The organism is Chryseobacterium nakagawai, assembly GCF_900637665.1.
In the GTDB taxonomy this organism is placed as follows: domain Bacteria; phylum Bacteroidota; class Bacteroidia; order Flavobacteriales; family Weeksellaceae; genus Chryseobacterium; species Chryseobacterium nakagawai.
Window position 1 is genome coordinate 4714904 of record NZ_LR134386.1, and the last position, 23288, is coordinate 4738191.

The following is a 23288-nucleotide window of genomic DNA, read 5'->3' on the forward strand; positions in this document are numbered from 1 at the left end:
ATGCGAATAATCGCATCTAATTATTTATATTTGAGTAATGAATTCAGAAAGCGACTTTATCAAAACAGTCTTCGGACTAAAACTGAAACAACAGAGACAAAAGAAAAACTGGTCTCTACAGGATCTTGCAGTAAAGACCGGATTATCAAAATCTTATCTTAATGAGATTGAAAACGGAAAGAAATACCCAAAACATGATAAGATCATCCAGCTTTCTGATGCACTGAACTGTACTTTTGATGATTTAGTTTCTACAAAACTGGATAAAAGCCTTGCTCCTTTTAATGAAATTTTACAATCTGATTTCTTCAAGGAAGTTCCTTTGGAATTATTTGGAATCAACAAAAATAATCTCATCAGTATCATTAGTGATGCTCCTAAAAAAGTCACCGCTTTTATTAATGCTCTGATAGAGATTTCCCAGAATTATAATCTTGGAAAGGAAAGGTTTTATTTTGCTGTTTTGAGATCTTTTCAGGAATTGTATGATAATTATTTTCCAGAAATTGAAGATAAAGTAAGCCTGTTCACGGAAGAAAATCATCTTCAAATTGATAAAGATTTAAAGTCTGATATTCTGGAGACTATTCTTACTGAAAAATTTAGTTATACGATTCAATGGGAAGATTTTGAAAAATATGGAACACTGGATAATTTACGATCCTTATTTTTTCCGGATAAAAAATTATTGCTTCTGAATAAAAAGCTTGAAAAGGATCAGAAAACATTTATTCTGGCAAAGGAAATAGGGTTTAATGTTTTGGAATTGAAAGTTCGTCCTACCACTTATTCATGGCTTGATTTTGGGAGTTTTGAAGAAATCCTTAATAATTTTTATGCTTCTTACTTTGCAGGAGCCTTATTAATTTCTAAAGAACCAGTTATTGAAAAAGCCTCTGAATTTTTCCAACAAAATTCCTGGGAACCGGAGAACTTTGCCAACCTCATTAACAGTTTTACCCATTCACCTGAAACTTTTTATTACCGACTCACCAATATTCTTTCTGCGGAAATGGGAATTAAGGATCTGTTTTATTTATGCCTGGTTAAAAAGAAAGGCTCTGAAAAGATTCAAATTCTAAAAGAACTTCATCTCAATCATCAACAGGCTCCTCATGCCAATGCAATGAATGAACATTATTGCAGAAGATGGATCGCTGTAAAAAACCTACATCATTTAAAGGAAAATGAAACTCTTACGGATGCTCAGATCTCTCATTATAAAGACCAGGGAATAAGCTATCTGGTTATTTCTACTTCTCAGAAAAATCCTTTTTCTGATGGCAGCAACAGAAGTTATTGTCTTGGGATCTTACTAAACTCACAAACGATCAAAAAAATCAGCTTCATAAAATCTCCATCATTAAAGACCATTAATGTAGGAGTCACCTGTGAAGCCTGCAGTATCCCAGATTGTGAAGTAAGACAAGCTTCACCGGTTCGATTGGAAAAAGAACATTTTAATCTTAGTATGAAGAATGCGATTGAGAAAATAAAGAAAGAATTTTAAACAAAAGAGTCTGAGAGTTTTAGAGTAGAGACTCAAAACTATTTTATATCTTAGTAAAAACACACTTATGATATTGGACTTACTCTTTCCTAACCGATGCCTTCATTGTAACAGAATTATTGAAGCAGATCTTTTGGTTTGTGACCTATGCTTTGGTCAAATTCATTTTACCCATTATGACTACACCAAAAATAATCCAGTTAAAGAACAGTGCCAACTATTTTTTCCTGTGGAGAATACGTATGCGCTTATACAGTTTGAGGAGGAAAACTTAAGTCGGAAAATCATTCATGAATTAAAATACAGAAACAGGGAAATCACCGGAAAAATTTTAGCAGAATGGACGTGTGAACGATTGGATTTTAAAGATCGGAAACCTGATCTTTTCGTAAGTGTTCCTCTTCACCCTAAAAAACAGAGAGAAAGAGGTTACAATCAGCTTCATTTATATACAGAAACTCTTTCAAAATATTTTGAAATACCATTTGACCATGAATTAATCAAGAGAAACTATTATTCCAAAGCCCAAGCTCTAAAGAATAAAAAAGGCAGATTGGAAACGATCAATACATTTTCAGCTACCCAACCTATAACTGGAAAAAATATTCTGCTCATTGATGATGTTTTTACAACAGGAACTACGATTTCTTCTATTGCCTGGGAAGTACTCAATGCTGGTGATAATACGGTTAGTGTATTGGTGATAGCAATGGATGTATAGAAGAGTGTGATGTAAGGTATAAAGTTTACAGATTGCTGTTTTACATCTACCACCCGTTTATGACTAAACTTCTAGAATAATTCCTTCGTTTTCGTGTTCCGAATCTTTTGCTTAATTTTCCGAAAAACAAATAATCATGCCGAATTTGGTTTTATTGCATGGAGCCTTAGGTCACTCCGAAATATTCACCCCTTATCTGGATGACCTTTCATCCTATTTTACAATTCATACCCCTTTATTTTCAGGACATGGAAACAGTGAACTTCCTTCAGATGGAATTAATATAGAGAAATATACCCAGGAGTTAGCAGAATATTGTACAGAAAACAATCTAACGGATGTGCATATCCTGGGACACAGCATGGGTGGTTATGCTGCACTTTGCTATGCCATGAAACATCCTGAAAATGTACATTCGATTATGACTTTGGGTACAAAATTCGATTGGACTGAGGAGCAAGCTTTAAAAGAAAGTAAAATGCTTAATCCGGATGCTATTCTTGAAAAAATTCCTCACTATGCTCAGACTTTAGAGAAGCAACATGGTTCAAAGTGGAAACAGTTACTTCCGGCTATCGCTGATTTAATGATTGATTTGGGTAAAAATCCACCACTGAAAAACAATCTAGCCACGATTAATATCCCTGTTCAGATTATGGTTGGAGATAAAGATAATATGGTCACTATTGATGAAAGTATAACCGTTTATAAAGAACTTCCCAATGCAAAATTGGCCGTACTTCCTGAGACAAAGCATCCCATGGATAAAGTACGACCCCATTTATTATTGAATTTAATAAAAGATTTCTGGAATCTTTCTTAAAATTACCTTTGAAGTTTTTCGCCGTAGCTTAAATCTCCGGCATCGCCCAATCCTGGTGTAATATAGCCTTTGGATGTCAGTTCTTCATCAATGGCTCCTACCCAAATGTGAGCTTCAGGATAAGCATTTTGAACTGTTTCAACACCTTGTCTTGAAGCAATAGCCGCTACAATGTGAAGTTGAGTTGGGGTTCCGTTAGTCAATAGATCTTTGATGGCTTCAATCAGGGAAGCTCCAGTCGCCAACATAGGATCTGCTACAATTAAAGGCCTTCCTTCAATGTTTGGACAAGTCAAATAATCCTGTTTAATAGAAAAATAATCGTTCGCATCATGCTTTCTGTAAGCTGCTACAAAACCACAATCGGCTCTGTCAAGATAATTAAGAATCCCTTCGAATAATGGGACACCCGCTCTTAAAATGGTTGTAATCACTGGTTGTACTGCAATTTCCCTGGTTTTAATGGTATCTAAAGGAGTTTGGATTTCAACATCTCTTACTTCTAATCCTTTACTGATTTCAAATGCCGCAATTTCTCCGATTCTTTCCATATTTCTTCGGAATCTCATTCGGTCATCCTGAACTTGAACGTTTCGAAGTTCATTAATCCATTCATTAACAAGGGAAAAATTTTGCGATAAAATAGTAAGCATGAAGATTTTAGGTTTTAATTACAGTTAGTAAAACATTAATTGCTGCAAAATTACAACTAAAAAACGAATTTGCAGATTGGATATGAGTAGAAATAAACTACATTTATATAATTTTCCCAACACATATATATTATATTTTTAATGATGAAAAGTCTGATTTTAGGAAAAATCAGTCCAGAGTTTATAAAAGACGAAACTCTGCCTGAATTACTGGTTCCCACTTTTGAAAAATATGAAGACAAAACGGCCTTTATATTTAAAGATAAAAAAATATCTTACGCCGAACTGGATAGTTGGAGTAATGCGATTGCTCTACAATTGCAAAGCCAGGGTGTACAACCCGGTGACTGTGTAGGGGTCTGGTATCCAAGAAGTCTAGAACTTCCAGTAGCTATACTTGGAATTTTAAAAGCAGGTGCTTCTTACATCCCGCTAGACAGGGAAATGCCTGAAGACAGAATCAAGAAGGTTTTTACTGATATTAATGTCAAAACTTATTTTTCAGATACGGATGCACACATCCACTGTCGGCCATTGTCAATTGCTTCTCAACCGCAAGAGATCGTTCCACCTCCTGCAATCCGTTCTAATCCGGATAGCTGGGCGTATGTATTATTTACTTCCGGAAGTACTGGAAATCCTAAAGGAATTCCCATTTCCCACCGAAACATATGCCATCTGATACGTTCCGAGCAGGATTTTATAGAGATAAGAGATACAGATATTGTCTATCAGGGGTTCTCCGTTTCTTTTGATATGTGGTGTGAAGAGGTATGGATCAGCCTTTTTGCCGGAGCCACCATTTGGATTGCCGATGCTACTACTGTAAAAGCTATTGATGAACTCAGCTATGTCTTAACAGAAAATAATATCACGGTACTTCATGCAGTTCCAAGTATTCTGGCTATTATAGATGAGGTTCCAGCCATCAGATTTATTAATACTGGTGGAGAAGCCTGTACTAAGCAGGTTCAGGAAAAGTGGGCCAAACCTTACAGAATATTTATTAACAGCTATGGCCCAACGGAAACCACAGTTTCATCTAATATGGTAAAGCTGAACAGTCAGGAAGATCTTACAATTGGCCCTCCGCTTCCCAATTATCACATTGCTATTGTTGATGAGAATATGAATATTCTTCCAAGAGGAGAGCGTGGTGAAATGATTATTTCCGGACCAGGAGTAAGCAATGGTTATTTTAACCTTCCGGAACTTACTGAACAAAAATTTCTGTTCAACCCCTTTCCGGAGCTTCCCGGAGACAAGATTTATAAAACAGGAGATGCTGTTATCATAAGAGAGGATGGATTTATTGATTTCCAGGGAAGAATAGATGACCAAATTAAACTCCGTGGCTATAGAATTGAGCTTGGAGAGATAGAGACCCGCCTAAATCAGCTTCAACATGTCTCTTCTGCAGCAGTAGCAGTAAAAGAAGATTCCAACGGACAGGGCCAACTTGTGGGATATGCCGTTATGAGTAATGATGACTCATTTGATGAGAATGAAATGAGAAAAGAGTTAGCCAAATTCCTGGCTCCTTATATGGTTCCTATTTCCATTGTTCGGATGAAGGAAATGCCAAGGATGCCGAGTGGTAAGATCGACCGGAAGCGCCTTCCTATTCCGGAAAGCTTTACCGTTCATGAAAAAAGTGATACCCTTAAGGTTGATACCGATGCTCCTGTCGAAGAAAGATTATTACAAACACTGAAATGGGTGTTCCCTGGAAAAGAAATTAATCTGAATCAGGATTTTTTCACCGATCTTGGAGGGCATTCTCTGCTTGCGGCTACTTTAGTCTCACATTTACGTCAGAAAGCAGGAATTCCGACTGCTTCATTAAAGGAAATTTATGAAAACCGCCCACTATCTGCCTATTCGGAATGCCTTAAAAATAAACAAACACAAAAATTATCCCATCAGGAACCTTTTCACAGGGTTTCAACTTTGCAGTATATCGCCTGTAATATTGCCCAGACCATAAGTCTTCTGGTTGTATTTGCCCTGTTGAGTATCCAGATATTTTTTCCTTATTTAAGCTATTATTATTTTCAGCTTAATGGATATGGGTTACATTATGCTTTATTAAGCGCATTTTTACTGTATACTTTAATTCCCCCTGTCTATTCACTTATTATTGTTTTAACCAAATGGCTGGTGATCGGAAAAATTAAGGAAGGAGATTATCCGCTTTGGGGTTGGTATTATTTCAGGTGGTGGTTATGGAAAACCATCAAAAGATTAATGCCTTCTGAATTTATCGTAGAAACACCATTATATCCAAAATATTTAAGATTATTGGGAGTAAAAGTACATCCGAGTGCTCAGCTAAGTTTATTACCTATTGCTGCTGAAGACCTTGTTACTATTGATGAAAATGTAAATACCAGTTCAGGTTGCAGTATCGATAACGCTTCTGTTGAAAATGGTATTTTAAGAATAAGAAAAGTACATATTAAGGCTCATGCTTATCTTGGATCTTCTGTCATTGTATGTGGAGATACAGTGATTGAAGAATTTGGAGAACTTCAAGACTTGAGCTGTCTGAATGAAGGAGGAAAAATCGGATTTGGTGAAGTATGGAATGGGAGTCCTGCTGAAAAAGTAAGGGTAAAAACAGGAGAAGAAGTTGAAGTTCCTAAGCTTTCTTCAGCGGCTAAAAGAAACCGGTATGCTTTGTTATATTCATGTTCTTTATTTTTCTTTCCGCTTCTGATTGTTTTACCATTGGCTCCTACGCTTTACACCTTGTATTATCTGGATGACCGTTCTTCTGATTATAGTTTTTATTATTTATGGCAGGCTCCCATACTTTCCACAGTATACATCTTATTATTTATGGCTGTCGTAAGTATTCTTACAAGGATTTTACAATACAATATGAAGCCCGGGATCTATCCTGTATATAGTTTTACCTATTATAGAAAATGGATCAAGGATCAGATCTTTAATTTATCACTTATTATCATTCATCCTCTTTTTGCTTCAATTTATATCAGCAAATTTTACCGAATGATGGGTGCAAAAGTGGGTAAAAATTCAGAAATATCAACAGCCAGCGATGTTTCTCACCATCTTTTGGAAATTGGAGAAGGTTCTTTTATTGCAGATGCGGTTATTCTGGGAGAGCATGATGTAAGAAATGAAAAATTAATTTTATCTAAAACAACAATTGGAAATAACAGCTTCGTAGGAAACAGCGGACTTATTCCACAAGGGTATGAACTAGGTGACAATATGCTGATTGGCGTATTGAGTAAAGCTCCTTCCGAAGAACAACTTCAAAACTCATCTGAAAGAGACTGGTTCGGATCTCCTCCAATTGGTCTTCCTTCGAGACAGAAATCTGATGGGTTCCAGGATAACCTTACCTACAATCCTTCTTTCAGTCTTAAACTGGCCAGAGCAATTGTTGAAGGAATCAGAATTATTCTTCCACAAACGGTAGTTATCATATGCAGTGTATTATTTATTGCCTATACCAGTACTTATTTAGAAGGGAAAATCTTTTATCTGTTGTTATTTGCTCCTTTTTATTATTTAGGAATCGTTGCTTTACCTTCTTTTTTCTTCACAGTATTACTGAAATGGATATGCGTGGGAAAATACAAGAAAACCGAAATGCCGATGTACAGTCTGAAAGTATGGCTGAGTGAGGGAATTACTACAATCTATGAAGCACTTCCTGTACAGTTTTTCCTTGATTTTCTTCGTGGTACATGGTGGCTCCCTTTCTTCATGCGTTTTCTGGGAGTAAAAATCGGTAAAAAAGTGTGGCTAAACACTACTGATATTACAGAGTTTGATATGGTATCCATTGGTGACGAATCTATGCTGAATGAAGACTGCGGACCTCAAACCCATCTTTTTGAAGACAGAATTATGAAAGTGGGCGGGGTAAAAATCGGAAGTCAGACAACCATCAACTCCAGAACAATTATTCTATATGATACTGAAATTGGAAATAATGTAAACATTGATGCTCTTTCATTAGTCATGAAAGGAGAAGTTCTTTCAGATAATACTTCGTGGTATGGAAGCCCATTGAGAGGAAAATAATTAAGCCGGAATTTGGTAAAAAAATATCATTATGAACTATTCCATCAAAAAAATTAAAATTACTGAAAATTTGCCTATCGTAGATGAATTGGTAGGAGAACTTCATATTTCTGAAAAAGAGATGAATAATAACACTGCCGACTGGAGTCAGATCAGGGACAATTATCTCCGGTTTATGGCAGAATGCGAGGAAGAAAATGAGGGTACTTTTCTCATTGCAGAAACTGATGGAAAGGTCATAGGTTTCCTGTTTGGATATGTTGATGAAAAAGATGACAGTAATTTTGAACTGGGAGAAGGCGATGATCTCTATGTTTCTGAAGGATATGTAAAAAAGGAATACAGAAAGCAAGGTATTTATTCAGCTCTTAATAAAGCATTTGAAGAGATGTATTCTGATCATACCATCCGAAAAATATATCGCTTTACACTTTGTAACAATGATACGATGCAGCGTTGGCTGGCTTCGCAGGGGTATCGTCCGGTAAGGATCGTTTATGAAAAATGGCTATAATAAAAGGCTGAAAGTTGTGCTTTGTAGAAAGTATTGCGGACAATCATATTAAGTGTTATTTAAAATAAAAATCTGGTAGGAAACCTACCAGATTTTTTATGAACACTGTTCTTTTATTTTTGTCTGAAATATACTTCAATCGGAACTCCGGTAAAACCAAATTGTTTTCTCAACTGGTTTTCAGTAAATCTCTTGTATGGTTCCTTTACATACTGCGGCAGGTTGCAGAAAAATACAAACTGCGGTGATGGTGTAGGAAGCTGAACGCAATATTTAATTTTAATATACTTCCCTTTCAATGCAGGTGGTGGTGTATTTTCGAAAATAGGAAGCATCACTTCATTCAATTTTGAAGTTTTAATCTTCTTCTTACGGTCTTCATAAACCTCCATTGCTAATTCTACAGCTTTTAAGATTCTTTGCTTCGTTAAAGCTGATACGAATAGAATGGGAATATCCTGGAACTGACCAATTTTATCTTTGATTGATTTTTCGAAATCACGCATTGTATTGGTTTGCTTGTCTTCGATCAAATCCCACTTGTTCACAAGAATAACAATTCCTTTTCTGTTTTTCTGTGCTAATCCGAAGATATTCATATCCTGAGATTCCCATCCCTGAGTAGCATCTACCATGATGATAACAACATCAGAATATTCAATAGATCGGATTGACCTCATTACGGAATAGAATTCCAAGTCTTCATTTACTTTAGACTTTCTTCTCATTCCGGCTGTATCTACCAATACAAACTCGTGACCAAATTTATTATATAAAGTTTGGATACTGTCTCTTGTAGTTCCTGCAATATCGGTTACAATATTTCTTTCAACATCCAATAAAGCGTTGGTCATTGTAGACTTTCCTACATTTGGACGACCTGCGATCGTGATTTTAGGTAACCCTTCAAAAGGATCTTTATATTCTGTAGTTGGGAAATCCTTTACAATATCATCCAATAGATCTCCTGTTCCTGAACCTGTAGCAGAAGAAAGCGTATAGTATTTATCAATTCCTAATTGGTAGAATTCTGTTGCAGGAAGTTCTTCTTTCGATGAATCTACTTTATTGATAACGATATAAATTGGCTTGTTGGATCTTCTAAGTAGTCTGTAAATTTCGTAATCAGTATCTGTAAGCCCTTCTTCCACATTCATCATAAAGATAATAGAAGTAGCTTCATCTACTGCTAATTGTACCTGTTTACGGATCTCTTCTTCGAAGATATCATCGGTGCCTACATCATATCCTCCGGTATCAATTACCGTAAAGTCTACTCCATTCCAGTCAGATTTTCCGTAGTGACGGTCTCTGGTTACACCGGCTGTAGAATCTACAATAGCCTCTCTTCTCTCTAATAAACGGTTAAAAAGCGTGGATTTCCCTACATTGGGACGTCCAACGATTGCGACAATATTTGACATAAAAAATGTTTAATAATCCTTTTGCTGCGCTAAGGATAAGTTATTAATGGGTTACTCCAACTTTTGGAGCCCAATTTTTTGCAAAGATAAGATTTTATTATTTAGTATTAGAAACCTTCCTGATTCTGTAAAATTTCCACAAAAAATAATTCTTTGGCTATCAACGAATAAGCCTGCTACTCCCCTATTATGTTCATAATTTTTTAATTTTGATTTTCGTATTTAAAATAAATTCTATAATTTCGCAGCATCGAAACAGACCTATAGTGTAACGGTAGCACTCCGGTTTTTGGTACCGTCAGTCGGGGTTCGAATCCCTGTGGGTCTACAAACCATCCTTTTTTAAGGATGGTTTTTGTTTTTTATAGATTTAAAAAAATTACAAAGCCCAATCTGGTTATATTAATTTTTATATTAGTGTTGTTTCTAAATTGAAAAATGAATAAAAAAGCACCTACATTTCTGTAAGTGCTTCGTTACTGTTATTTTACTAAAATATTAAATGCTAATTTCCATCATAGGTTATTACCCAATTCATATTTTTCAAATCCTGTAATGTAAGATCGTATCGTTTCAAAACAAGATTATTTGCTTTAACATAATCCCATCCCTTCGTCTCTAAAGTAGATCCATCAAAAACGTAGACCATCATAACACCGGATGGTATTAAAGAATGATACAGATTTTCATACGATGTTTTGGATGATAATACATTTTGGGTGGCCTGATTTGCTTCAACCTTATTATATCCTCCCAGTTTAGGATCGGGACTTTGCTTATAAACGTCTGTATCAGGATATTCATAGGAACTTAATACATACAAAGTTTTATGAGTTTTGTTTACAAACGTTATTACCTGGTGGCTATTTTCAGTGTTGCTGTATACACAAGAAACAAGCATCATCATTGTACTTAGCAGAAGAATAACATTTTTCATAAAGTTTATTATTTATTAATAAAATAATTAGAAATTCCTGAAATCGCATACCCTGAAGTTGCAAATAATACAGCATCATACCACTTCAGATGAGTAAGATTATTGGACAGGGCCATTTGATTTGCAATATCGTTATACGATTTAGTCCAATCATATCCTACGATTACATTTCTTCTATCCCAGCCGTTATAATTCTCAACATGCTTATTAAAATAGGTAAAAGCCCTTGAATTCGCATCCTGCTCTGCAAAGTGTAAAGTATGATTATTTTTGCTTAATGTATCAAAAAAGCTTGGTATCGCAAACTTTTGCATATAGAACAGACCAAATTTCTGGCTTTGTAAATAATGACCATACTCATGCTGGAATAAACTATTGTTGGGATCTGCCTGTAAACCTCTATCACCAATTATAAAGTTTCCAAGTGTAAACCCACCCCAATTTGGTTTATAAGATTCTACTGCTGTTGCACCATCATAGTAAGTAACACTTTTTACTCCTCCGAAGAGATTATAGAATCCTGAGGAAAGGTATCCCAACATTGACTGATCAGACTCCCATGTAAATCTGCTCAGGATCTGTCCGAAATTACCTTTAAATAGGCCCATATCAATTTTCCAGGCTTTTGAAGTTCTACTGTAGTCATAATCACTAAAATTGACACCATGAGTGAAAATATTTTTAAATGTATCAAAAATAGCAGTAATAAATGAAAACAGTTCTCCACTTGGATCTGTATATGCTAACGGATTATTCAGTACATATCCATATCGATTATAATTCTGGGTATTAAAAGGATCCTGAATATAGTTATCTACAGAAAGGAAAGTGTGCAGTCTAGGATCGTACATTCTTCCATTCATATGTATCAACCCAACCTGAAAGAAATGCTCATGTCCTGTATAACCACGCTCAATCATTAAATCAGGAGCTACTTTGTTTAAATTAATTATCTTTCCGTTCTTTTCTAAATACACAAGATTTCCCCATGGATCAAAATGTCTTCGTTCTTCAACATTACCCTTTTGATCTGAAATTGCTAAAATGGTCGACTGGTAATCTCTATGAAGATAATGTATTCCTTCACTCAATACATCCATATTAACATTAAAATCTTTGATATAAACAGCTGGAGCAGTGTAAGGATCATAAGCAATATAAGTGATAATCCGGGTCCCCAATGCATTAACATTTGGCTTTCCTAAATAATTATAATTAATGATCTCAACAGAGCTATCATCAGAATAGATTTTTCCTTTTCCATATACAGAAAAATCAGTATAAAAATCTTGATCTGCAGCCGATCTCTTTTGATGAATATTATAATTAAAGTGAGCCATTTCGTATCCTTCCTGTTTTATTACAGTCGGCATTCTGTACGAATTATATTCGACCTCCTGCAGAGTGTTTACACTGTAATATGAATCACCAACAGGATTCAGATTAATGGTTTCTTTTTTATATCTGTTAACGCCATCGTATTTGTAGTCGCCCACATTGCTATTGTTGTCTATTCTTCCGTAGGCATCATAGGTCTGTGATTGCGATCCGTTGGGATTAGTCCAAGCTACAAGTCTTTGTTGATTATCATATTCGAAATTTTCTAACCATCCTCCCTGAATTACTGTATTGTTTCTGTTTTGCAAAGTACCGGTCATAGCAGAAAAATTATAAATATTCTCAATAATATTTGCACTGGTGCTATTATAGTGTTTTATAGAATGAAGATAAAAATTACCATCATATTCATTATTTATTTCTGTTCCATTACCCAACTGAGCATTTAAAGCGTCTTCTTTTTCATTTGTTTTGTTAAGCTGCCATATTAATTTATCTCCATCATCTGTAATTCTATATAAAACTCCACAAGATGCATAAAAATTCTTATGCTTAAATTCGCTGGATACAGAATTAACCAGGGTCTGAGTAAATTCTTCGCTTATTCTTCCAAAATTATCATATGAATAATTTTTCTTAAATGTCGCAAAACCGTTGTCTTCTTCTTTTTCTGCAAACCTATAGTAATTATCATATTGGTAATTGAATGTGTTTGGAATACCATTTGAAGTTCCCAGCTCGGACTCTAAAAGCCCTAACGAATTGTAATTATAATCTGTTTCTATATCTGTAGCATCCCCTTCAATTTTCTTATGAACAAGCCTTCCAAACTGATCATAAGTGAAAAATGTTTTTCCTTTAGGATTTTCTTCTTTTAAAAGTTGTCCTAAAATATCATATTCATAAGTATAATACCCCCCTACAGCCGGATCATACATTTTTGTTTTTCTTCCCCATCCATCCTGTTCAAATTTTATGACATATCCGCCATAATCTGAATTTTTTAATGCTCCATTGGCAAAATATGAATAATTAACCGTTCCGCCATTATCACTGGATTTGATCTTATTTCCCCAGGCGTCACTTGTTGTGGTCTGTGTTTTTGTTCCTTCAACTACTGTAACATTTAAGCCATTATAGCTAGTGGTTATTATCTTCCCTGTTGGGAAAATCATTTTTTTGATTCTATTATATTCATCAAATTCACTCACCATCCATTGAGATGGTGTTACGGTAGAAAAATATGGATTACTAACTCTATATGGTTTATCAAAAATGTTATAGTCTGTCCGTATGTCAATCCACTTATTATTTAAACTCAACTTTCTTTCCACTCGTTTTCTTCCCCATACATCATTATAGGTTTCACTAGTTGCACCAGTAGGTTCAGTAACTTTAATTTTTATTCCATTAGTAAAATCCCCGGATGTGATCCAGTCATAAGTAAAGTTGGTTTCGTTATTATAAATATCTCTTTCTTTTATTTTCTTTTGCCAACCATCATGCTCATAAGATACTGTCTGATTAAGATGATTGGTTTTCGATAGTAAAAATCCGAAAGCAGAATTATAGTTGAATTTATCTTCAAAACCTAAAATATTGGTAGACTTTACGATGAATCGTCCAGAGGCATCATACTGCATTTTTTCAACTCTCGCAGTCATATTAGGTGCAGACATTGTTTTCTGAATTAAATTTCCATAATTATCATATTGATAATCTTCTGTTATAAAATCTGTAGCATTTCCTTTTTTCTTGAATTGAGAAACCAGATTATTAGCATAAGAAAGCAATTGCTCGGTTGAAAATGTTTCAGAGCCTAACGTTTGAGTTTCTGTCTTTTTAGTTTGTCTTCCAATAAAATACTGGTTTGAGATTCCTAATGGGTTATTATCAAATTCAAGAAGGGTTGTTTTTTCGCCACCTGGAGCGACATCTCTGGTCTTTGTAGCGTTATTATAAACATCATAGACATCAAAATATGTATACTTTGTAACTCCTGTCAGATTGTCAATCTGCTGTATCTCTGTTGGTAAATTGACAAATACTTTGTTAGATAGCAATGTTGAAGAAAATGTCTTCCGTGTTTTTGTTACAAAACTTGCTGGAGAATCAAAATTAGGACTTCCATTAATAAGATAAGATTCAATATTAGCTCCACGTTTTTGAGGGCTTTGTTTTGACACGGTCCACAATTTCTGAGTTACCGTTCCTCCATACACAGATGAAGTAGCAACTCCTTTAAATCCTAAAAAGCCAATTCCTTCAAAATTTACAACCGCTCCTTTGTACTTATAATCCTGAATTTTGCTTTCCCCATTGAAACTTTTCGTAACCTGTGCTACCAATTGGGTAGAAAGGGAGTTATTGATGTTGGCATAAGGATAAAGTTCTTCCTGATCTTCTGCATATACTCCGTTTCCATTATCCAGAAGGGGACTGTAGTTTATTGTCGTTAGGATATCATTTTCTTTTATCCTCTTTAAAGCAACATCTACCCTGTTATCTTTTTTGAAAGACACATATTTAATTTTATCTCCTCCAAAGAAAGCATAATCTAAGTTCTGATTGGTAGCAGTCGGATTATTTAAAAAGATCGGAGTTCCTTTATTGGTAGCTCCTCCATTTGTAAAGTTATTTTGCCAGTTATCAATATAAGCGGAGAATGCAGGAAACCCGTTTGCATCATTACCCATATTATATCTGATACTTCCTTTATCTCTCACGGTAAAATTATCTCCATACTGATTGTAAGGATAATTCCATTGTCCTCCCTGTGGATAATTATAAGGAGTAAGCACATCATGTACAATAGCATCTGCTTTACCATCGCCATTAATATCTGAAAATATATAATAAAATGCCTGCTGCATATAACCACATAACTGACCTCCGGATCCATTTGGATAACATGTATTGATAACCTGAGGAGCATAGTAGGTAATTCCTGTATTAATATATCCAGGCTGGAAAGTTTTTCCGTTGGAAACCAAAATGATCCAATTTGAGCTTCCGTTAGCATCAGGAGTAATTAAGTCCGTTTTACCATCACCATTAAAATCAGTTAAGTAAATAGGCTTACTTAGTGTATAGAAAGAATTACTGGTTTCATGCAGCAAAGTAAAACTATTGTTTTCAAAACTGAAAACAGAAATTTTCAAATTGTTCACTACATAAAGATCAGATTTCCCATCCCCATTAAAATCAGCAACATACAACCTAGATGAAGAAGTAATTATATTATTTGATCCGATAAATAATGGATCTTGAGTGCCTGTATTATTAGCATCAGATTTAAGGAAATAAAAATTAGAAATATTATTATAATTATTCTGTGTACAACACGGATTGCTTCCATCTCCGGGATCAATAACCGGTCCGTTGCCACAGTTACTCGTTGTATAAGAAGTATAATAAGGAAAAGATATCGCTAAGATATCAGATACCCCATCGCCATCAAAATCTCCTGAAATATATTTTTTCGGAATTCGCGAATAGGTAGGATTATCCATGAAGCATCCATAATTTTCCGCAGTCGGAAAAGTATAAGAATTTGAGAATGTTAAATCTAAAGAATTATATGTTGTATTAGAAATATAGTTATTAACCTTAACAATCTCATCAGGTAACATCATAGATCCATTGCTGCTAACAGTTGACAATGCATCAAGACCGTAGAATTTATTATTAGCCAAAACAAGTTTTGTTGAGAAAATATCAGTGAATTTTTCAACATTTATTAAACTACCCGAAATGTTTGACGAAGAATTTAATAAAGTACTCGAATTAAATCGATACAATTTATCTTTAGACCCTGGATAGGTCATAAAATCAAGGGCACCATCTTTATCAAAATAGCCAGAAACATAGTTCCAGCTTGAATTGTCAAAAGCAGGAGATACATTTGTCACTGTTCTGGAATTATTAGTAAGCCCATTGACTGTTGTATCATATTCAAAAATAATAGGAACAACAGATTCCCCTGCTGAATTAAATTCTTTAATCTGTGTTAACCTTTCGTAATTTAGAGAGGTTACATCATAAGTCAATCCATATTTTCTATATAATTGACCGTTACCCTTAACCTCAATTCTTTCCAATTTTTTAGTTAAGTAGACAAATTTTGAATCATATACATAATTCTGCTCATTGCGGGAACTATTCTGATAATAAAAATTGATTTCGTTAACTGGAGTATATTGCCCTACAGACGGATTTCCTCCATATTTAACAGTTGATAAATAAATGGTATTCGCTCCTTCCTTACTATAACCATATTCAATTCTGTTATACTTAACATCATCAATCTGGCTGATCTTCCATTCGAATGAATTTTTGGAATTCGCATCATTTCCATAAATAGCAACATTTCCATTTGGATAATAAACAATAAAATAGGAAGGTCCATCAGGAGTAGCGCCTTTGGAAACAATTTTCAAATTTGAATAATTTTCTGTTTGATATTCAGCATTATCTCCCCCATAAGTTCCTGTCTTTAAAATAAGTCTTTGACCATCCAAAGCAAATCTATCATTGCCATCATAGTCAATAGGATCAATAACTCCGTCATGAAATTTTGTTGAGGATACTCTTGTAATAGAAGATATACCTTGAATATTCCAGCCCCAGCCTGCAACCCCGTTGCCCGACTGATTTGAATAATCCAATGAGATGCTTGGCACCATGTCCTTTATGCCCGGTAAATTTTTAATAGGGACAGAATAGCTTGCCCCTCCGGCCAACGAAACTGAAAAGTTGCCATCTGTTTTTCCAACGCTTTGTGATCTCAGAAGCGAAGTAAGAAATAAAAATATTAAGAAAACAAATCTTCTTTTCATATTGTATTAGTTTTTTAATATTTTATAAGTTAACTTTTCTCCGTTTGTCAGATGAAATACGACAACATACATTCCTATAGGCTCTTTTGACAAATCAATCATCGCCTTCATCTCACCCCTTTTAAATTCTAAAGGTCTGATTTGTGTAAAATTATACGCAACATATTCTATCTTTTGAATTAACAGATCTGTCTCTTCAGACCAAATAAGCGTTACTTTATCCCTCGTAGGATTGGGATATATTTTAATTTCTGATGGCTTTTTAGGAACTTCTGCAATAGAACTGTTTTTAATTGCCGAGGACTTTGCTACGTGAGTACATCCATCACAGTATTTTCTGACGACCTGATTCCCTCCTGAATCATATTTGAATGTTAAAGTTTGAGAATAGGAAAACTGAAATGCCAGAACAGTAAAACTGATCAAAAATTTAGTTTTTTTCATGATTATTAGTATTATGGTTAATCCCAAAATTAACAAATATTATGAATCAAACAACATTTTATTAATATTCTTTAACATCAACCTCTATTTTCATAATGATTCCTCACTTTAACAATAAAATGAAATAGAATATGTAAAAGCATATAAAAGGTTTCAACACTCAGAAAGCAGCGACTCAGCTTGGGGAAAAAATTGAATTGCGGGATTAATTCGTAAACAAATTGGAGCTGTTTCGTTTGGTCGGATGTATTCTTTTTTATAAAAAATAAATAAGAAATTGAATGTCTTGCTCATGGTATAGTAACTTTAGTTGTTTAGTAATTAGTAATTCAGTTTTGTTACCACTTTTTGCAAGATGTTTATTCTTTAAACTAGCTGTTGGTTAGGTTTTGCTTAGTTTTTAGTTTTTTGATACTATCATACCCCCCGCCGGCGCGAGCCTCTGGCTCGTGACCAATACAAAACAACTTCTTGTTATTAAAAATTGGTATATTTATTATGATACTAGCCTGACGCTCGCACCAATAAGGAGAGTTGGTAAACAAAGAAGGCTGCCTCAAAAATGAGACAGCCTATTTTTTATTATATGATTAAAAAATTAAGCCAAATCAAATCTATCCAGATTCATCACCTTAGTCCAGGCAGATACAAAATCATTGATAAATTTACCTTGTGCATCAGCACTTCCATATACTTCTGAAATCGCTCTTAGCTCAGAGTTTGATCCGAAAACAAGATCTGCACGGGTAGCTGTCCATTTTGGCTGACCTGTTTTTCGGTCTGTTCCTATGTATATTTCTTTATCGTCAGACATGGCTTTCCATTGGGTTCCCATATCCAAAAGGTTAACAAAGAAATCATTGGTAAGAACCCCTGGACGGCTGGTGAATACCCCATTTTTTGAACCATCAAAATTAGTATCCAAAGCACGCATTCCTCCTACCAAAACAGTTAATTCCGGAGCAGTAAGAGTTAATAACTGTGCTTTATCAATTAATAAGGATTCTGTAGAAACAGTGAATTTCGTTTTCAGATAATTACGGAATCCATCAGCGGCAGGTTCCAGATATCCCATAGATTCTATATCTGTTTGCGCTTGAGAAGCATCCATTCTTCCTGGCGCAAAAGGGACTTTCACCTCATGACCAGCATTTTTTGCAGCAGCTTCTACAGCTGCACTTCCTGCTAAAACAATTACATCTGCTAAAGATATTTTCTTACCTCCATTTTGAGCATTAAATTCATTTTGAATCCCTTCCAATACTCCTAAAACTTTCTGTAATTGAGCCGGATTATTGACTGCCCAGTTTCTTTGAGGCTCTAATCTTACTCTTGAACCATTAGCTCCTCCTCTCTTATCACTTCCTCTGAAAGTGGAAGCAGAAGCCCAAGCTGTTGAAACCAGTTCAGAAATAGTCAATCCAGAATTTAAAACTTTTGCTTTAAGTGCTTCAACATCGGAATCATTAACCAATTCATGATCTACTTCCGGAATAGGATCCTGCCAGATTAGTTCTTCCTGCGGAACATCCGGTCCCAAATAACGGGCACGAGGTCCCATATCTCTGTGGGTTAATTTAAACCACGCTCTTGCAAATGCATCTGCAAACGCATCTGGATTTTCATAAAAATGTCTTGAAATTTTTTCGTACACCGGATCTAATCTTAATGAAAGATCGGTTGTCAACATAGTGGGTCTATGCTTTTTATTAGAATCAAATGCGTCAGGAATGATTTCCGCACCGTCTTTTGCTACCCATTGGTGAGCTCCGGCAGGGCTTTTCGTCAGTTCCCATTCATTTTCAAATAAATTTTTAAAGAAATAATTGCTCCATTGAGTCGGAGTTTCTGTCCATGTTACTTCTAAACCACTAGAAATAGCATCTCTTCCACTTCCTGACTTATAGCTACTTGACCATCCTAATCCCTGTTGTTCAATTCCGGCGGCTTCCGGTTCTTTGCCAACATGATCTGCCGGACCGGCACCGTGGGTTTTCCCAAAAGTATGTCCACCTGCAATTAAAGCTACAGTCTCCTCATCATCCATCGCCATACGTCCAAAGGTATCTCTGATGTCTTTAGCCGCTGCAATCGGATCAGGATTTCCATCCGGTCCTTCAGGATTTACATAAATTAATCCCATTTGTACCGCTGCCAATGGATTTTCAAGATTTCTGGAATGAATATCTCCATCTGCGTTATCATCGGTAGGAAGAACTGCCGAATGACCTTCTACTACTCCTTCAGAACCATGAGCATATCGCAAATCTCCGCCTAACCATGTTTTCTCAGATCCCCAATACACATCTGCATCCGGTTCCCATACATCTGCACGTCCGCCTGCAAATCCAAAAGTTTTGAATCCCATCGATTCAAGGGCTATATTTCCTGTAAGAATTAAAAGGTCTGCCCATGATATATTTCTTCCGTATTTCTGTTTAATAGGCCATAATAGTCTTCTTGCCTTATCAAGGCTTACGTTATCAGGCCAGCTGTTCAATGGGGCAAAACGCTGTTGTCCTGCTCCAGCTCCCCCTCTACCATCGCCCACACGATATGTTCCGGCACTGTGCCAGGCCATACGGATAAATAAGGGTCCGTAATGGCCAAAATCTGCCGGCCACCAATCTTGTGAATCTGTCATTAACGCGTGAAGATCTCTTTTCACTGCTTCAAGGTCAAGGCTTTTAAATGCTTCTGCATAATCAAAGTCCTGATCCATAGGATTAGACAGTGATGAATGCTGGCGCAAAAGATCTACTCTTAACTGATCCGGCCACCAATCTTTGTTTTGAGTACCCTCACCAGCTACATTCTTCTTCATTGTTCCGTTATGAAACGGGCATTTACTGATGTCATTCAAATCTTTTTCCATTGTCGTTTATTTATTTTTTATATTGATTAATACAGCTTAAGTAACTCCTTTATTGTAAGGACATGACAAACTTACAACGTTCATTCAATAAATACAATCTATTAATAATTATTTCAATGATAGTTAAAAACTATAACAAAACAGCTCCGACAGCATCTGAACTATAGACACAATTGTGGTATTAAGTTAGTCATTTTTTAAATCCATTGGGTTACCTCTACTCTATTTAGAATAACTCAACGTAAGAGAAAAAAACAGGAAGGGGGAAGCTAAACATTGAAAGTTTCCTGTAGTAAGAAAACAAACTTTATAAATTCATTTTGATGATTCTATTTTTTTCCAGTAACAAAAACTTCACTTGTTCAGCTCTGGCATCAACCTAAAACCTTCTCACTAAAGAACATCTAAGCCTAGTCTTCAAGTACCTCCCGATCCCATCTTCCAACTTCCAGCCTCACCATTAAAAAATTAACTATCTTTATAATCCACAAACATAAATCCTAATGAAAAAAGTACTCATTATTCTCCTTGTAGCTTTCGTTATCATTCAGTTTTTTCCTATTGATAAAACCAATCCGCGCCCTACACCAGGCATGGACTTTTTGAAAATAAAAAATACTCCTGAAAAAGTAGCTAAGCTCATCAGAACATCCTGTTATGACTGTCATTCCAATGAGACTAAATATCCGTGGTATGCTGATATTTCACCCGTCTCATGGTATGTAAAAAATCATATTAATGAAGGCAGAAAGCATCTTAATTTTTCTACCTTTGCAGTATATGAACCTCAAAGACAGCTTCGTAAGCTTGAAGAGTGTATGGAAATGGTGGAGAAAAAAGAAATGCCACTTGAATCTTATTATATTGGACATCAGGATGCCAAACTAACCGATGAACAGCGTGCAGATCTTGTGAAGTATTTCAAACAAGCCAAAGAAGACACAGAAAGAAGGATCATGTTTAATAAATAAAAGTTGTGGAAAACTGGGAAAACAAACATATTGTATTTTTTGACGGAGATTGTGGCGTCTGCAATTTCTGGGTGCAATGGATTCTGGAAAGAGATACCAAAGACCAATTTATGTTTGCTTCACTTCAATCCGAATTCGGACAGCAGTTCTTATCAGAAAGAGGTTTAGAATCAAAATTTTTCAACACTTTATACCTTTGGAAACCCAAACAGTATTACTTCATAAAATCCAGAGCTGTCCTCCAAATTGCCAATATTTTAGGCGGAATTTATAAACTTTCAGCTATTGGCAAAATAATGCCAGCCTTTCTGAGTGACAAGGCTTATGATGTTATTTCTAGAAACAGAATGAAACTGGCCAATCAAAAATGTTTTCTTCCGGATCAGCATCAGAAGAAAAAGTTTATTCAGGTGTAATTTCCCACAGATTTCACATCTACACAGATGTTTATATTATTCATAAAGAATCTGTTTAATCAGCAAAATCTGCGAGAGATTATATTATTACTTATCCAATTTTGAGTTCAGAATCCAACATTCATTACTCATTACTTATAAATTAAGCGACCACACAGAATAACTATTCGGAGGGCATTGAATTTTTACCCGCTTGTCTCCTTGCGTTGTCGGATACCAGCTTGAATTTCCGGTAAAGTCCTTAATCTGCTGATTAGTCCAATTTGTATCGATCCATCTTTCCTGCCAGCTTGATGAGGTGTTAATATAAACCACAAGTCCCGGATTTCCATTGTAACCGTTACGTCTCGCGATATATTCATCATTATCTGTATATAGAATAGAAGTGGTTCCTGTAGCTTTATTGTTGTGAATCCAGATCAGGTTGTTCAGTCTTTCCTTATTCAGCCATTCTTCATAGTCTCTGTAAAAAATAGTAGGATATCCTTCATGAGTCAGAATATAAGCATAGGCTGGCATTTTATTATAAATGATATCCGTATCATGATTGGCAACAAAGGTTACCGCTTTGTATGGGTTTCTTTTCCACATCATATCATCATTCAGTACATTCAGGTTTCCGTTATCAAAGGCTTCATCCATTTTATAATAAGCAGCAAAATCAAAGACGGAGCTATTGGCATTATTAGCCCACCATTCTAAGGTATTCACATTTGAATCCCAGAGTTCACCAACAGAAAAGCCTCCTACTTTAGAATTCCAGGTATTCACCACCCAAGGGCCGAATCCTTTCACATAATCGAATCTCCAGCCATCAAATTTCATTACATTTTTATAATATTTCGCGACGGAATCATCTCTTCCCCACAACCAATCCTGTACATGTGGATTGGCATGACACAAATCCGGAAATCCGCCAAAAGCACCTTCATCATTATTTCCATAAGCGTTTTTATAAAAGTCATTGTAATTTCTTTGAAATTTTCCGGAAGCAACTCCAGAGAAATTAGTCCAGGTATTAGTTCCTGTAAATGGATTGGCTTCAGACTGACCGCCACTGTTATGATTAATGACAATATCAGCATAGACCTGCATATTTTCTGCATGGGCCTTTGTAATCAATGCTTCCAGTTCTGTTCTTGAACCAAATCGGGTTTCTGTGCTTCCGTTCTGATTAAAATTCCCAAAATCATAATAATCGGTTGGGTCATATCCCATGGAATAAGCTCCGTTTTGAGCTTTTGAAGCTGGAGGAAGCCATACAGCTCCCACCCCTGCATTAGACCATGCTGTTAATTTGTCTTTAACGGTATTCCACCAGTTTCCCCCATCAGGAACATCCCAATAGAACCCCTGCATGAGAACGCTGCCACCAGGACCTGCCACAAACTTTGCCTGCGATGATCCAGATCCAGCCCCTGTACTGAAAGGTCTTCCATCATGATGGGTTACATTTACTATTTTATTATGTACCTCTTCCTTCTTGGAGGATTCTGTACTTAATTCATCGTTGTTCTGGCAGGAGCCAACAAGCGCTAAAGCCAGTAGGGAAAGAATAAAATGTGTTTTTTTCATTGGAATATTTAATTATGAATATATCAACCAAGTTACATTTTTATTGAAAACAAATTCAAAACAGTGAGAAATATTTTCATTTTAAATAATATTTCAAAGAGAATTAGATCTGAAATTTTCATTAAAAAATCATAAATTTTTAAGATTCTCGAAACAATTTTTCTTTTAATCCATATATTTGCATACT

14 protein-coding genes and 1 tRNA gene are annotated in these 23288 nt (G+C 35.5%); 8 read left to right on the top strand and 7 right to left on the bottom strand.

From position 1 onward, the window contains the following. The first annotated feature begins 37 nt into the window (after nt 1-37). From EL260_RS21215 to EL260_RS21225, 3 genes are all read left to right on the top strand, one after another. Nucleotides 38-1510 carry a helix-turn-helix domain-containing protein gene (locus EL260_RS21215; RefSeq protein ID WP_123857495.1) on the top strand — a complete coding sequence of 491 codons (1473 nt, stop codon included), beginning with the start codon at nt 38-40 and terminating at the stop codon, nt 1508-1510. Nucleotides 1511-1577: 67 nt separating this feature from the next. Further along, a complete protein-coding gene (locus EL260_RS21220; RefSeq protein ID WP_123857496.1) occupies nt 1578-2231 on the top strand; it encodes a ComF family protein in 654 nt (217 codons plus the stop codon). A 136-nt stretch (nt 2232-2367) separates the two neighbouring features. Next, on the top strand, nt 2368-3054 hold the full coding sequence (locus EL260_RS21225) for an alpha/beta fold hydrolase (RefSeq protein ID WP_123857497.1): 687 nt from the start codon (nt 2368-2370) through the stop codon (nt 3052-3054). Between the two features lie 2 nt (nt 3055-3056). On the opposite strand, the gene upp is transcribed toward EL260_RS21225, so the two are convergent. Next, nucleotides 3057-3707, bottom strand: a complete 651-nt coding sequence (upp, locus tag EL260_RS21230; RefSeq protein WP_123857498.1) for a uracil phosphoribosyltransferase — start codon at nt 3705-3707, stop codon at nt 3057-3059. A 141-nt stretch (nt 3708-3848) separates the two neighbouring features. Here upp and EL260_RS21235 point away from each other — a divergent pair, with 141 nt between their 5' ends. Beyond that, complete coding sequence (locus EL260_RS21235; RefSeq protein ID WP_123857499.1) at nt 3849-7769, top strand: Pls/PosA family non-ribosomal peptide synthetase; 3921 nt, start codon at nt 3849-3851, stop codon at nt 7767-7769. A gap of 31 nt (nt 7770-7800) precedes the next feature. After that, nucleotides 7801-8283 carry a GNAT family N-acetyltransferase gene (locus EL260_RS21240; RefSeq protein WP_123857500.1) on the top strand — a complete coding sequence of 161 codons (483 nt, stop codon included), beginning with the start codon at nt 7801-7803 and terminating at the stop codon, nt 8281-8283. Between the two features lie 113 nt (nt 8284-8396). On the opposite strand, the gene der is transcribed toward EL260_RS21240, so the two are convergent. Beyond that, nucleotides 8397-9707, bottom strand: a complete 1311-nt coding sequence (der, locus tag EL260_RS21245) for a ribosome biogenesis GTPase Der (protein ID WP_123857501.1) — start codon at nt 9705-9707, stop codon at nt 8397-8399. Between the two features lie 257 nt (nt 9708-9964). Here der and EL260_RS21250 point away from each other — a divergent pair. Continuing rightward, nucleotides 9965-10035: transfer RNA gene (locus EL260_RS21250), tRNA-Gln, on the top strand. Between the two features lie 177 nt (nt 10036-10212). Here the strand turns inward: EL260_RS21250 and EL260_RS21255 are convergent. The 4 genes from EL260_RS21255 to katG all read right to left on the bottom strand — a co-directional run bounded on the left by EL260_RS21255 (nt 10213) and on the right by katG (nt 20139). After that, a complete protein-coding gene (locus EL260_RS21255; protein WP_123857502.1) occupies nt 10213-10644 on the bottom strand; it encodes a hypothetical protein in 432 nt (143 codons plus the stop codon). 8 nt (nt 10645-10652) lie between these two features. Next, a complete protein-coding gene (locus EL260_RS21260; RefSeq protein ID WP_123857503.1) occupies nt 10653-16820 on the bottom strand; it encodes an RHS repeat-associated core domain-containing protein in 6168 nt (2055 codons plus the stop codon). Nucleotides 16821-16826: 6 nt separating this feature from the next. Beyond that, on the bottom strand, nt 16827-17264 hold the full coding sequence (locus tag EL260_RS21265) for a T9SS type A sorting domain-containing protein (protein ID WP_123857504.1): 438 nt from the start codon (nt 17262-17264) through the stop codon (nt 16827-16829). Between the two features lie 598 nt (nt 17265-17862). Continuing rightward, a complete protein-coding gene (gene katG / locus EL260_RS21270) occupies nt 17863-20139 on the bottom strand; it encodes a catalase/peroxidase HPI (protein WP_123857505.1) in 2277 nt (758 codons plus the stop codon). A 503-nt stretch (nt 20140-20642) separates the two neighbouring features. Between katG and EL260_RS21275 the strand changes: the two genes are divergently transcribed. Continuing rightward, nucleotides 20643-21110 carry a heme-binding domain-containing protein gene (locus EL260_RS21275; protein WP_123857506.1) on the top strand — a complete coding sequence of 156 codons (468 nt, stop codon included), beginning with the start codon at nt 20643-20645 and terminating at the stop codon, nt 21108-21110. A 5-nt stretch (nt 21111-21115) separates the two neighbouring features. Beyond that, nucleotides 21116-21526, top strand: coding sequence for a thiol-disulfide oxidoreductase DCC family protein (locus tag EL260_RS21280; RefSeq protein WP_123857507.1), 411 nt, complete (start codon nt 21116-21118; stop codon nt 21524-21526). 135 nt (nt 21527-21661) lie between these two features. Here EL260_RS21280 and EL260_RS21285 read toward each other — a convergent pair whose 3' ends face one another. Further along, nucleotides 21662-23101: an alpha-amylase gene (locus EL260_RS21285; protein WP_123857508.1), complete on the bottom strand. Its 1440-nt coding sequence runs from the start codon at nt 23099-23101 to the stop codon at nt 21662-21664. Nucleotides 23102-23288: the final 187 nt, after the last annotated feature.